This window comes from Saccharopolyspora sp. NPDC049357, assembly GCF_040677225.1.
Classification (GTDB): Bacteria; Actinomycetota; Actinomycetes; order Mycobacteriales; family Pseudonocardiaceae; genus Saccharopolyspora.
The window spans coordinates 210,678-224,213 of record NZ_JBFAQJ010000004.1; the positions used below are offsets into that span (position 1 = coordinate 210,678).

Here is a 13,536-nt window from a genome sequence, read left to right on the forward strand (position 1 = left end):
CACTGCGAAACGGAGAGACATGACTACTTCGTCCACGATCGAGACCGACTACCTGGTGGTCGGAGCCGGTGCCTCTGGCATGGCCTTCGTCGACACCCTGCTCGAGCACTCCGATGCCGACGTCGTCATGGTCGACCGCCGTCACCTGCCCGGCGGTCATTGGCACGACGCGTATCCGTTCGTCCGACTGCACCAGGCCGCTGCGTGCTACGGGGTCTCGTCGACACAGCTCGGTGAGGACCGCGTGGATGAGTCGGGGCACAACACCGGGATGTACGAGCTGTCGTCAGCTCAGGAGATCTGCCACTACTTCTCCGAGGTGCTGAACCGAGTGCTGCTCCCGTCGGGCCGGGTTCGCTTCCTCGGGATGACGGAGTTCCACGAGAACGAGCCCGGGGACTACCGGCTCGTGTCACTGCTCACCGGACAGGAGACAACCGTCCGCGTGAGACGACGGCTCATCGACGCGACCTACATCGAACCGGACATCCCGTCGAAGCGGAAACCGGCTTTCGAAGTCGATCCGAGCGTGACGCTCGTGGCGCCGAACGACCTCGTCGACCTGGGTAGCGCCCCTGCCGGGTTCACCGTCGTCGGCGCCGGCAAGACCGCGATGGACGTGTGCACCTGGCTCCTGGAGCACGGCGTCGACCCGAGCTCGATCTCGTGGATCCGCTCCCGCGATGGCTGGTACATCGACCGCTCGTGGACTCAGCCCTTCGATCTCGTTCACTCCCGCATCCGCTACCAGAGCACGTGGGTCCAGTCCGCCGCAGAGGTCTCGAACGGGCGCGAGCTCGCACGCCGCCTCGCCGACTCCGGGCTCTTCCTCCGATTGGACAGCGGCACCGATCCGACCGCGTTCCGCGGAGCGACCATCAGTCGCTCAGAGCTCGAGGGACTGACATCCATCGAACGGGTGTCACGCAACGGCAGAGTCCGGCGCATCACCGCGCGCGGCGTCGACTTCGACGGAGGCCAGGAAACCCGGCCACCGGGAGAGGTCTACGTCGACTGCACCGCAACTGGGCTCAGGACGATCGAGACCAGGCCTGTTTTCGAGCCGAACAGAGTGACGCTGCAGTACGTCACCCCCGGGTACGCCTGCTGGAGTGCGGCAACCCTCGCCTACGTCGAAGCCACGCGTGATCGGGACGACGAGAAGAACTACTTGTCGTTGCCCGTGGTGTACACCGGTCACGTCGATGATCTGCTGACCTTCACCGGCGCGTACCTCCACAGCGCTGCCCGCCGCCAGGCGCATCCGGACATCGCCGCGTGGTCGAGCAGCACCCGCCTGAACCCTGCGCGCGGTCTCGACGAGCGACGGCATCAACCACAGGTGCTCGCCGAACTCGCTCGCCTCGACCAATGGCTCGAACCGGCCATGAACAACCTCAAGAACCACGTCGACTTCCCCACTTCGACCGCTCTCGGTGGCGACCACTGAACACGCCATTTTGACAGTGCGCTTTCAAACGGAGTACACTTTCATCATTGTGTGACTCCGCGCCGGAGACGGATGGCTTCACCGACCGCCGCAAGCGTTGGCGCCCGGGATCCTTCAGTCGTCTTCCTGCAGGAGCAGGCTCTATCGGCGCACAACCCTCAGCCCTGCAGCAGGCTGCGGTTGGCGACGTGGTTTGGTCAAGGGAAGGACTTTTCGACGATGAGCGCATCCTCCGAAGCTGTCCAGCGCGGTCTCGCAGCGCTTTCTCAGGGCGAGATGATCGTTGTGATCGACAGCCCTGATCGCGAGAACGAAGGCGATCTCGTCGTCGCGGCCGAATTGATCGACGAGACGCAGATGTCTTTCCTCGTGCGGAACACCACGGGGATCGTCTGCACACCGATGCCGGCCGACCGCGCCGACGAACTCGGGCTCGGACTCATGGTCAATTCGAGCACCGATCACCACGGCACCGCTTTCACGGTCAGCGTCGACGTCATCGGATCGGGCACCGGGGTGTCAGCGGCAGACCGCACGCGCACCGTGCGAGCACTGGCCGATCCGGCAACTCGCTCCGAGGACCTGCTGCGGCCCGGGCACATCTTTCCGCTGCGCGCACGAGCCGAGGGCGCTCTCGCTCGACCTGGCCACACCGAAGCCGCGGTGGACCTCACGAGGATGGCCGGGCTGTCCGGCACCGCGGTGATCGCCGAGATCGTCGCGGAGGACGGCTCGATGCGGCGGGGCCATGACCTGCTCCGCTTCGCAGAAGAGCACGACCTTCCGGTGTTGGCGATCTCCGACCTCATCCGCTACCGGTGGGAAACGGAACGGCTCGTGCAGCCGGTCGCCAGTTCCGCGATGCCGACCGCGTTCGGAGAGTTTCGCGCGGTCGGCTACCGCAGCTCGTTGGACGGGAGCGAGCACCTCGCCTTGATCATGGGCGACGTGGGCGAGGCCGGCCGCAGTGAGGCCGGAGCGCTCGTGCGCGTGCACTCCGAGTGCTTGACGGGCGACATTCTCGGGTCACTGCGATGCGACTGCGGCAGCCAGCTCGAACACGCTCTGCAGGCGATCGCGGGCGAAGGCACCGGCGTCGTGATCTACCTTCGTGGCCACGAGGGTCGAGGAATCGGCCTCGCCCACAAGATCCGAGCCTACGCCCTGCAGGACGAAGGCCTCGACACCGTGGAGGCCAATCTGGCGCAAGGGTTGCCGGTCGATTCCAGGAGCTACGGCCTCGGCGCACAGGTCCTCCAAGACCTCCGCGTTCAGCGGCTGCGTCTGATGACCAACAATCCGGCCAAGTCCCGTGGTCTCCAGGAATGCGGGCTCGACGTGGTCGCACGATTCCCCCTCCCCAGCGGCGAAACCCCGCACAACGCCCGGTACTTGAGAACCAAACGCGATCGCATGGGCCATCAGGTCGCCGCATTTGCGCAGTAATCCGGGCTGAGGCGCGGTGATACCTCTCCGCGCCTCAGCCCGCGCAGCCCTTTCGAGTTCGGGCGCCGAAACCAGATCCTTCCCGGTATTCCTGCGACATCGATCCCACGGCGAGAACACGCATCGCCCGAGTTCGGTACCCCTTCGTTCGATTAAGCCCAATGAGCCACACGCCCTCATCCGAGCGCCAGTCCTCTCCGAGGTGCAGCGGCCCGTTACCGTCGGCGATGTCCTACACTGGGCGAAGTTGTTCTAAGCAATAGAACGAAGGGCACGTTGTATGGCGACGAAGTCTTCCGACAAACCGCTCACCCTGCGGGAGCGAAAGAAACGCGACGCCATGGCGCGCCTGCTGGAAGCAGCCAAAGACCTGATGTGGGAGAAGGGCTACGACGACGTCACGACGAAGGAGATCGCGGCCCACGCCGATATCGGAGAGGCGACGATATTTCGGTACGTCCCCTCCAAGCTCGACTTGTTCCTCCTGGTCTACGGGGCGGAGTTCGAGAAAGTCATCGCCAGCTGCGAAGCGGCGGAAGAGAAATTGTTGAGCGGCGATCCGCCCACCGATCCCGAGAGCTATTTGAAGCGCTTTTTCGACAGGTATTCGGCACTTTCCGAGCTCTACGTGCAATACCCGGAACTCGGCTACACCTACGTCAAAGAATCGTTCGGCTCTCGTACCGACATCGGGCGAACCGGCCTCGCGCACGGAGATCGCTGGTACGGAATCCTGGAAGCCATTCTCAAGCAGGGACAAGAAGCCGGCGCCTTCGTCGCGATCGATGCCTCAGCCGTGGTGCAGAACTGCCACGCGCTCTACGTTCACGAAGTGCTCCGGTCCCACGCTCGCGGCCTTCCCGCAGCAGAGATGCCGCAGCGGCTGCTGCACCGGCTCGACGTGCTCCTGCAGCCCCTGAAGAACACGCGGTGAAACGGACCCGGCGGGGCTCTGGACTGACGGCCTGATGCGGCGCACCCGCGTGGCGTGGAATCGCCTTCTACGGGTGCGGCCGCTCAAGCTCCAGCCGGATCGTCCGCTCCGAGCCTCGGCCTCCGACGCCGCGGCTCGCCAAGTCACCCATCCTGGTCCGATCGGCTTCCGACCACGCGTGGTTCAGTCGGCGTTCCGGCTGACGAGAGACCCGGGGTGGGTCGGCGAAAGCCGATTGTTGCCCGGGCCGGAGAAGTACTCGCGGAGCGTCTCGCCCTCGTAGTCCTTCCACACCCGGCCGCGCTTCTGCAGCTCCGGAACGACGGTGTCCACGAACGCCTCGATGTCGTGCGGGGTCACCGCGTAGGACAGGTTGATGCCGTCGAGGTCTCCCTCATCGATCCAACGCTCGATCTCATCGGCCACCGTCTCAGGACTTCCGACGAGCACAGGTTCAACACCGCCGATGCTCATGTGATCAGCGATGTCCGCCGGGGTCCACTTCTTGCTCGGGTCGAGCTTGGTGAACAGGTCGAGCACGGTCTGGATCGCGTTGGTGTCCCCCGCGGCCAGCGGGGAGTCCTTGTCGAACTTGGCGAGGTCGAGGCCCGAGAAACCGCCGAAGAGCGTCATGGCCCCCTCGCCCGATGCGTATTCCTTGTACTCCCTGTACTTTCGCTCGGCCTCGGCATCCGAGTCCGCGATCACCGCCGTGAGGATCGTGCTGATCGAGACGTCGTCGCGCTTGCGGCCGGCCGCCTCCGCCTGAGTCCTGATGTCATCGGTGATGGCCCGGCTCAGCTTCGAGTTGAGGACGTTGACGAACAGCCCCTCGCCGTGTCGCGCCGCGAACCTCCGGCCGCGGGAGGACGCACCCGCTTGGAAGATCACCGGCGTCTTCTGCGGGGACGGCTCTGCCATGTTGAAACCGTCCACATCGAAGTAGCGCCCCTTGTGACGAATCGGGTGGACCTTGTCCGGGTTCACGAACACACCGCGCTCACGGTCGACCTCGACGGCGTCGTCGTCCCAGGACTGCTCCCACAGCTTGTACATGACGGTCAGGAACTCCTCGGCCATCTCGTAGCGCTCGTCGTGCGGGAGCGCGGAGACGCCGAAGTTCCGGGAGGCGCTCGGCAGGTAGGAGGTGACGATGTTCCAGCCCACCCGCCCCTTGGTGAGGTGGTCGAGGGTGCTGAAGCGACGGGCCAGCGGATAAGGGTGCTCGAACGTCGCAGACGCCGTGAGCGCGAAGCCGAGTCGCGACGTCACCGATGCCATGGCGGACACGTACTGGAAGGGGTCGTTGGCGGGAATCTGCATGCCGTTTCGCAGTGCTGCATCCGGCGAGCCCCCATAGACGTCGTAGGGCCCCAGGACGTCGGCCAGGAAGATCGAGTCGAAACGACCGCGCTCGAGGGTGCGTGCGAGGTCGACCCAGTAGTCGAGGTCCTTGTACCGGGCCGCCTGGCTCTGCGGGTGCCGCCACATGCCGGAGCTCTGATGTCCCGCTGCGGTCATGTTGAAGGCGTGAAGCCCGATGCGCTTAGCCATTCCGTCTCCTGTTGCAGAAAGCCGACGAGGACCGCCGGAACTTGATGATAGTGCACTTCGTTATGAGCCGACTATCATATTGGCACAGAAGCCCAGCCAGGTGAAGGACCGCCGCCGAAATTTGAGCCTCGCCCCAACAGGGACGACTCGTAGCCGACCCAAGGGGATCCCTGGTCCGGTTCGAGCGAGGGCCAGCGCCCCCTGGCGGGCGCGGACGCACCCGTGATGCGAATCAATGCCTTGCAGACGCCGGCACCACCTGCTGTACTGAGTTCACTCCCTTCGGAGTGAACTTTCACAATCTCGACTCCACCGCCCACTCGCCCTGTGGCGCGACGAAACCAGGAGGACCGGCAGTGCAGAACGTCTCAGCTCTCGATCTCGTGCGACTCCGGGAGGTGTACGGGCGATTCCCGTCGGCAGTGGTGGCCGTGGGCGCCTGGGTCGACGACCGCCCGAAGGTGCTCGTCGCCTCGACCTTCACCGTCGGGATCTCGTTGGATCCGCCACTCGCCCTGTTCGCCATGCGCAAGGAGTCCACCACCTGGCCGCACCTGCGCACAGCAAGCAGGCTCGGGATCTCCCTTCTCAGCGACGCCCAGGACGACCTGTGCTCCCGACTCGCCGCTCGAACCGGAGAGATCGAAGGCACGTCCTACCGGACGAGCGAAGGAGGTGCCATCGTCTTCGGCGGCGCCGCAGTCACTCTCGACTGCTCCATCCATTCGGAAACCGATGCGGGCGACCACACGGTCGTGCTCGTCCGGATTCACGCCGTCGAGGACAGCTCCGACGTCGAGCCCTTGATCTTCCACCGCTCCCGATACCGCCGACTGCAGCACGCCGTCTAGTTCAGGTTTTCCGCGGGATCGCGTCATCCGTCAGGCCGCTGTGCGCACCGACCGCATGGCGATGCCGACCACGTTCCGATCCGCGAACTCATGCGAGCGCGACACGCAAGAAGCGACCAGGGACAACCCCGGTTCGCAGCGTCTCCGCCTCGCTTCCGCAACGGCCTGTCCAACCCCGAGAGGAAACCCATGAGCACGAACACGACCACCAGCACTTCCCTCGAGACGAAGGTGCTTGGCCGACTGCCCGACGGACTGCTCGTGGACGGCTCCTGGCGCCCGGCCGCCGACGGATCGACCTTCACCGTGTCCGATCCAGCGACCGGACAGCCCCTGGCACGAGTGGCCGACGCAGGCGCATCCGACGGGGTCGCGGCCGTGGACGCCGCAGCCAGGGCCGCGGACAGCTGGGCGGGCACGGCACCGCGGGAACGAGCGGAGATCCTCCGACGTGCCTACGAGCTGATCATGGCTCAACGCGAGGAGTTCGCGTTGCTGATCACGATGGAGATGGGGAAATCCCTGGAGGAATCGCGCTCCGAGGTGACCTACGGCGCGGAATTCCTCCGCTGGTTCTCAGAAGAGGCCGTGCGGATCAGTGGACGCTACGGCACCAGTCCCGAAGGCAACGGGACGATCCTCGTCTCGCACCGGCCGGTCGGCCCGTGCTTTCTCATCACCCCGTGGAACTTCCCCCTCGCGATGGCGACCAGGAAGGTCGCACCGGCGCTCGCCGCGGGCTGCACGGTCGTCCTCAAGCCGGCCGAGTCCACGCCTCTGACGACCCAGCTGTTCGCCTCGGTCCTGCTGGAGGCAGGGGTTCCCGCAGGTGTGCTCAACGTCCTCACCTCCTCCCGTGCAGCGGAGCTCTCCGAACCCATCATCCAGCATCCTGAACTGCGCAAACTCAGCTTCACCGGATCCACGCCGGTCGGTCGCCACCTGCTCGCACAGGCAGCTCCTCAGGTCCTGCGCACCTCCATGGAACTCGGAGGCAACGCCCCCTTCTTGGTGTTCGACGACGCCGACGTGGACTCAGCCGTCGAGGGAGCGATGCGCGCGAAGTTCCGCAACATCGGGCAGGCCTGCACAGCGGCCAACCGCTTCCTCGTCCACGCCGACCTCGCTGATGACTTCGCCGAGCGAATGGCCGAGCGGGTGCGCAGCCTGCGCATCGGCCGGGGCACGGAGCCGGGTGTCACGATCGGGCCCTTGATCGACCGCAAGGCACTCGCCTCGAACACCGCTCTCGTGCAGGACGCGGTCGCCGGCGGCGCCACCGTGCTCACCGGCGGTCGCGCTCTCGATCAGCCAGGGACCTTCTTCGAACCCACCGTGCTCACCGACGTCCCATCAACAGCCCGCCTGCTCGACGAGGAGATCTTCGGCCCCGTGGCCGCCATCGTTCCGTTCGCCGACGAGGAATCCGCCATCGAGATCGCCAATCGGTCCGAGTACGGCCTGGCCGCCTACGCCTACACCCAGGACCTCTCGCGAGCACATCGCCTCGTCCGTCGGCTCGCGGTGGGGATGATCGGGCTCAACTCCGGTGTCCTCTCCAACGCCGCAGCTCCCTTCGGCGGCGTCAAGCACTCAGGACTCGGCCGCGAAGGCGGCGCCGAGGGGATCCACGAGTACCTCGAAACCGTCTACGCCTTCGTCGCGTCAGACTGAGCTCCCCCTTCGCCACCGTCCCAGATTCGGCCACTCAAGGCTCTCGAAAACCGTGAGGCCTGCCGTCGCACCCATGGCCCCGGCAGGCCCCGCGGGTGCGTGGGCGAGGCGTTCCGCACTCAAGTTCCACGGCACCCCGCAGGCACGAAAGCCCGTCGTTCACAGCAGATCCATTCAGTCGCGCTGTCGGCACCTCGTCACCGATGTCCTTGCCGTGCAGTGAGAGGTGCGACGCCTTCGGCGGCCACAGCTGTCATGCGATGGTCGATTCTTCGACGTGCGGACGTCGGTACTGAGCTCGAAGCGGCAGCGCAACACCAGTGAGGACAGCGGCGGCTGCCGTGCACAGCAGGACCGTTGGTAATCCGGAGGCGGGGATGAGGGCGCCGCAGGCGGCTGGAGCTGCGATGGAGCTGATGGCGCCCACGACCAGAGCTGCGGTAAACCCTGCGCTCGGTCGATCGGCCACCGCATCGGCGGTCCAGATCGACAGAACCGCGGAACCGGTCATGTATCCCACACCGAAGATCACCGACGACGAGAGCACCATCGGCAGCGACCCGCTGTCCATGCCGAGCAGAGCAAGCGCCACCCCGACCGCCGCGACGGAACACGCCGCTACCCGGCTCGTACCGTACCGATGCACGAGGCGCCCCGTCCGCAAGGCGATCACACCGGTCAGTCCCAGCACGACGAAGAGCACCGGCCCGGCCGCTGCGCCGAGCCCTCCGCTTCGGGCCGCATCGCTGGCATAGGTGAAGTAGATGGTGCAGGACGCGAAGTAGATCGTGGCGAACAGCAGGGGCCGCACCAGTGCACGCCTCAACAACGGCTCCCGGGAGGGCAAATCGGTGATGACCGAATCGGGTTCCAGGCGCGGAACCCACCGCAGATTCAGCATCGCCGCCCCACCAGCAGCGAGGGCGATGCTCGCCCAGGTCAGCCGCCACGACCCGCCCGCAGTGGCCACCGCGGTCAGCCCGAGCAGCACAAGACCACCGCTGGTCCCGGTAGTGATGGCAGCGAGCAGCCGTGCACGACGCGAAGCGGGAGCGACCACGGAAACGATGTCGGAATACGGTGCCCACACCCATCCCGCGGCACTGCCGGCGACGAGCGCACCGAGTGCCAGCACCCCTGATGAGGGAGCCACCGCCACCAAGGCGCTGCCGGCCACACCGCACCCGCCGCCCACCGTGGTGGGAGCACGTGGGCCGAACCGGGCGGCCAACGGGCCGGCGAGCAACAACGCGGCGAGGTACCCGGCGAAGGTACCGCTGGCGATCAGGCCCAGGACCAGTTCGGATGTCCCGAGCTCCTGGCGCACCTCGGGCAGCGTGAGACCGTAGGCGTAACGGGCCATGCCGAACGCGACACCGACCACTGCCGCACCGGCGATCCCCACGTGGCTCGTAGCGCTCAAATCCATTGACCAACCTTCTTCTCAACGTGGACGGAAGAGGTCGACCCATCCCACGCGGTCGAATTTCCCGCCCATCAACCACACGCGCCGCGCTGCACGAACCCAGCGTTCACGACCTCGCACGGCTCGCCGGCTCGACGCCGTCTGCGCGTTCCTGCACGGCTGTTCGCCTTACCAGTCACCTGCACCATCTGCAGCTTGCCCGTCGACGTAGAGGGCCCTCTTCAGACCGAGCAAGAGCAGCAGCAGTTGGTCCGGATCGTTCGGGTCGTACCCGGTGAGCTTGTGGATGCGGCGCAGCCGGTAGACCACGGTGTTCGGGTGGACGTTCAACTGAGCGGCGCTGCGGGCGAGGCTGAATCCGTGTTCGTGGTACACGCGCAGGGTCAGCGCCAGTTGCGCATTCCTCGTTCGGTCGTACGCCTGGAGGCGGCCGATCGTCTCGTCGTGCAGCGTGTCCAGGTGCGGGCTGCTTGACACCAGGTGATCGAGCAACACCTCGGTGAAGGTGGTCGCATGTGGGTGTCCGCCCGCACTGCCGAGCCGGACGGCTTCTTCTGCCTCCGCGTAGCTTGACGCGATCCCGTCGGCGGCCTGGTGGGGGCGGCCGACCCCGACCGCGAACCCGCTGAGCTCCACCGCCCATTGCCTGGCCTCTGCCACCAGTGCCGAGTACTCGTCGTTGTCTGCAACGGGGTAGATCGTGACGACCTCGTCCTCACGAATTCCCACCAGGATCGGCGAGCTCGATGGGCGCAGGTGCCGACGGGCGCCGACCCGGGCGTTGCGCAACGACTGGCGATCGTCTCCCAGTGGTTGCAGCGAACGCGCGAGCACGACAGCGTACTGGCCATCCACGTCGAGCGCGGATGTCCTCAGTCGTTGCCGCATGCGCTCGTTCAACGGGGAGCCGCTGATCAGGGCTTCCAGCAAGTCCCGGCGCATCGCCTCTCGATCTCCGAGCACGCCGGTCACTTCGTCCAGATATGACTGCGCGACGGCGACGGAAACCGTATCCACGTAGGACATCACGCGACCGGCGATTTCCAGAGCGCATTCGCGTCCCTCTGCGACGTTCGTATCGGTGACGGCGAGAACCTCCTGCCAGACGACCTGTCCCCAGACGCGGTAGGCGTGCAGAAGTGCTTCCAACGACACGCCCTGGTGCACGCGCCGGACCGCACTGCGCCGAAGTCCGTCCAGCGTCGCCTCGGTGAACGCGCGTTCCTCTCGGAGAGCCGTGAGAAGTTCTTCAACGTTGCGCTGAGCAGTGGGAAGAACGTCCCCGTACAGCGTGTTCCTGTCGAGTCCGCGGTAGTCGAGGATGTCGGTCGTGTAGCTCTCGACCAGGCGGTCGCCCACCGTGTCGAGCCGGCGCTCGATCTCGTCGACGGCGGTGTGCAGCACCTCGCTCATGGCTTGCTCGCCCGATCCAGCACCTGTGCTGCGGTCGCGCGGGCGACGTCGGCCGCCGATGGATCGTTCTCGACGAGCGCGTTGGTGATCGCGCCTTCCATCAGTTGCACGATCTGACGCGCAACGAACTCCGGGTCGTCGACCCCGTGCTCGGTGAGCAGTTCGGCAACCCATTCGCGAGTGTGCAGCTTGTGCTCGACCACGGCTTCGTGCGCGGGGTGATCGGGGTCCGCGAGCTCGATCGTGGCGTTGACGAAGGCGCAGCCGCGAAAGCTCGGCGTGCCGAACCACTCGCGCAGGGAGTCGAAGATGCCGAGCACCCGTTCTCCGGCATTTTCTCCCGCAGCAACACCGGCTTCCAAACGCTCTTGGTAGCGCTGCCCCACGTATCGCAGACAAGCCGTGATCAAGTCGGCCTTGTTCGGGAAGTGCTTGTACAGCGTCATCTTCGCCACGCCGATCTCATCGACGAGCACGTCGACACCGAGGGACGTACCGCGCTCGTAGAACAGGCGCGCTGCTTCTTCCACGATCAGATCGCGTTTGCTCGGCTGCTTGCGAGCGGCCCTGTTCATCTCGGCTCCTCGGTCGATGCGTTCAAGGTGTGCAGGAGCTGGTTCCCGGCCACGAGCAGCGGATCCCACACCGGAGCGAAGGGCGGCGCGTAGCCCAGGTCGAGGCCGGTGAACTGTTCGACGTCCATGCCGCTGTGGAGAGCTGTCGCGATCACGTTCGTCCGACCGGCCACGCCCGTGCGTCCGGTGATCTGCCCACCGAGAAGGCGATTGCTCTTCCGATCAGCCACCAAGGTGACGGTCGTCGGAGCGGCGTTCGGGTAGTAGTGAGCACGATCGGTGCTCGTGATCGTCGTGGTAGCGGCATCAAAGCCCTCGGACAACGCTTGTTCGGCGGTGAGTCCTGTGCTGCCGACCTCAAGGTCGAACACCTTGACCAGGGATGTTCCGACGACTCCTGGAACCCGCGCGGGCAAGCCCAGCATGGCATCAGCTGCGCTCCGGCCCTGCTTGTTGGCTGCCGGGCCCAGCGGGATCCAGGCGCGCTGCCCGGTCACGGCATGGGTCGTCGTCGCGCAATCCCCGGCAGCCCAAACCCCTTCGGCGTCCGTCCGCAGGCTGATGTCGGTGGCGATGGCACCCGACCGGCCATCCACCGCGATCCCGGCCTCGGTGGCGAGCGCCGTCTCAGGGCGAACACCAACTCCGACGATCACGGCGTCGCATTCCCACTGCCCGTGGGTGGTGCGCACCGCACGACCTCGTCCTGCGGCGGTCACGATCTCAGTGACCTGCTCGCCGAGGCGGACCTCAACGCCGCGCGACCGCAGCTCCTCTTCGGCCAGCTTCGCGGCAGCCGCGTCGAGGGTGGTCGGCATGAGTTGCGGTGCTGCTTCGACGAGAGTCACCGCCAGTCCCCGTTGGGTCAGCACGTCGGCGAGCTCGATGCCGATGTAACCGCCTCCGACGACCGTCATACGTCGAGGCCTGTCCCGCTCCAGGTACGCGGTGAGCGTCGTCAGGTCGGCGTAGCGCCGGAACAAGAACACGTTGTCCGCATCACGGCCGGGCAAGGCCGGCAGTACCGCGCGTGCTCCGGTGGCGAGCAACAACTTGTCGTAGTCCTCAGCGCGTTCCGCCCCGTCGCCGCGCACGAGCACCTTGCCCGCCGAGGGGTCGATCGCAACGACCTCGTGCCCGAGCCGGACGTCGATTCCAGCATCGGCGAACTTCTCCGGTGCGCGCACCAACAACGTCGATGCATCGGGGATGCGCCCGTCGAGGTGATAGGGCATGCCACAAGCCGCGTAGGACACGACGTCCTCACGTTCGTACACGATGACGCGCGCACCCGGAGCCCACCGAGCAAGGCGACTGGCTGCGCTCATGCCGGCGGCGTCACCACCGACGATCACGATGCGCTCCATGGCCGCCATCAGCGCCCTAGCCACATCGGGGTGCGCTTCTCCACGAAGGCGCTCATACCTTCCTGCGCATCGCAGGCCATGGCGTTGGTGGCCATCACCTCGCTCATCTCGGCGTAGGCATCGCGCTGCGGGAGGTCGATCTGCCGGTAGAAGCCCTGCTTGCCGATCTTCAACGTCAGCGGGCTGGCGAGGGCCACTTGGCCCGCCAGCTCCCTGGCACGAACATCCACCTGCTCCGGCGGAACGACTTCGTTGACCAAGCCCCAGTCGGCGGCTGTCACCGCGTCGACGGTCTGGCCGGTCAGCAGCATCTGCAGGGCGCGTTTGCGGCCGATCGCCCGGCTCACCGCGACCATGGGGGTGGAGCAGAACAGGCCGATCTTCACGCCGGGTGTTCCGAAGACCGCCTTCTCCGAAGCGATTGCCAGGTCGCACGTGGCCACGAGCTGACAACCGGCGGCGAGCGCCGCCCCCTGCACGGAGGCGATGACGGGCTGCGGGATCTCCTGGATCGTCTCCATCAGCTCGGTGCACACCGCGAAGATGTGCCGCTCGTCCTCCAGCGTGCGATCGAGCAGTTCGGTCAGATCATGCCCAGCGGAGAACGCGGGCCCCTCGGCGCGGATGACGATGGCTCCCACCTCCCCTGAGCCGCCCAGTTCTCGTAGCGCGGTGGTGAGCGCGGTCATCGTCGTCACCGACAACGGGTTTCGCCGGGCTGGGTTGTCGAGGGTGAGCGTGGCGACGCGTTCGTGAACCTCGACCGCAACCGGCGAAGCAGAGACCTCAGCCATCAGACTCCCTAGGGATGACGTACAGGTCCGTCTACCCTAGGTTCCCCGAGCC

At 66.2% G+C, this 13,536-nt stretch carries 11 protein-coding genes; 5 read left to right on the top strand and 6 right to left on the bottom strand.

The window, feature by feature from the left end; genetic code table 11:
* The first annotated feature begins 19 nt into the window (after window positions 1–19).
* The 3 genes from AB0J91_RS05585 (at window position 20) to AB0J91_RS05595 (ending at window position 3,830) form a co-directional block, all read left to right on the top strand.
* Complete coding sequence (locus AB0J91_RS05585) at window positions 20–1,450, top strand: NAD(P)-binding protein (RefSeq protein ID WP_363864441.1); 1,431 nt, start codon at window positions 20–22, stop codon at window positions 1,448–1,450.
* Between the two features lie 219 nt (window positions 1,451–1,669).
* Window positions 1,670–2,896, top strand: a complete 1,227-nt coding sequence (locus tag AB0J91_RS05590) for a bifunctional 3,4-dihydroxy-2-butanone-4-phosphate synthase/GTP cyclohydrolase II (RefSeq protein ID WP_363864442.1) — start codon at window positions 1,670–1,672, stop codon at window positions 2,894–2,896.
* Window positions 2,897–3,176: 280 nt separating this feature from the next.
* Complete coding sequence (locus AB0J91_RS05595; protein WP_363864444.1) at window positions 3,177–3,830, top strand: TetR/AcrR family transcriptional regulator; 654 nt, start codon at window positions 3,177–3,179, stop codon at window positions 3,828–3,830.
* A 183-nt stretch (window positions 3,831–4,013) separates the two neighbouring features.
* Here AB0J91_RS05595 and AB0J91_RS05600 read toward each other — a convergent pair whose 3' ends face one another.
* Entirely contained in the window at window positions 4,014–5,384 is a 1,371-nt protein-coding gene (locus AB0J91_RS05600; protein ID WP_363864446.1) for an LLM class flavin-dependent oxidoreductase, read from the bottom strand.
* 356 nt (window positions 5,385–5,740) lie between these two features.
* On the opposite strand from AB0J91_RS05600, the gene AB0J91_RS05605 reads away from it, so the two are divergent.
* A complete protein-coding gene (locus AB0J91_RS05605; RefSeq protein WP_363864448.1) occupies window positions 5,741–6,235 on the top strand; it encodes a flavin reductase family protein in 495 nt (164 codons plus the stop codon).
* Window positions 6,236–6,424: 189 nt separating this feature from the next.
* The gene (locus AB0J91_RS05610) at window positions 6,425–7,909 is read left to right on the top strand and encodes an NAD-dependent succinate-semialdehyde dehydrogenase (RefSeq protein ID WP_363864450.1); all 1,485 of its coding nucleotides are present in this window, start codon (window positions 6,425–6,427) and stop codon (window positions 7,907–7,909) included.
* A 253-nt stretch (window positions 7,910–8,162) separates the two neighbouring features.
* Here the strand turns inward: AB0J91_RS05610 and AB0J91_RS05615 are convergent, their stop codons facing one another.
* The 5 genes from AB0J91_RS05615 to AB0J91_RS05635 all read right to left on the bottom strand — a co-directional run bounded on the left by AB0J91_RS05615 (window position 8,163) and on the right by AB0J91_RS05635 (window position 13,484).
* Window positions 8,163–9,314, bottom strand: a complete 1,152-nt coding sequence (locus tag AB0J91_RS05615) for an MFS transporter (RefSeq protein WP_363864452.1) — start codon at window positions 9,312–9,314, stop codon at window positions 8,163–8,165.
* A gap of 189 nt (window positions 9,315–9,503) precedes the next feature.
* The gene (locus AB0J91_RS05620) at window positions 9,504–10,748 is read right to left on the bottom strand and encodes a helix-turn-helix domain-containing protein (protein ID WP_363864453.1); all 1,245 of its coding nucleotides are present in this window, start codon (window positions 10,746–10,748) and stop codon (window positions 9,504–9,506) included.
* Window positions 10,745–11,323 carry a TetR family transcriptional regulator gene (locus AB0J91_RS05625; protein WP_363864455.1) on the bottom strand — a complete coding sequence of 193 codons (579 nt, stop codon included), beginning with the start codon at window positions 11,321–11,323 and terminating at the stop codon, window positions 10,745–10,747. The genes AB0J91_RS05620 and AB0J91_RS05625 overlap by 4 nt, the downstream gene beginning before the upstream one ends.
* On the bottom strand, window positions 11,320–12,714 hold the full coding sequence (locus tag AB0J91_RS05630; protein ID WP_363864457.1) for an FAD-dependent oxidoreductase: 1,395 nt from the start codon (window positions 12,712–12,714) through the stop codon (window positions 11,320–11,322). The genes AB0J91_RS05625 and AB0J91_RS05630 overlap by 4 nt, the downstream gene beginning before the upstream one ends.
* Complete coding sequence (locus tag AB0J91_RS05635) at window positions 12,699–13,484, bottom strand: enoyl-CoA hydratase (RefSeq protein ID WP_363864459.1); 786 nt, start codon at window positions 13,482–13,484, stop codon at window positions 12,699–12,701. Before AB0J91_RS05635 ends, AB0J91_RS05630 begins: the two co-directional genes overlap by 16 nt.
* Between the last annotated feature and the right edge of the window lie 52 nt (window positions 13,485–13,536).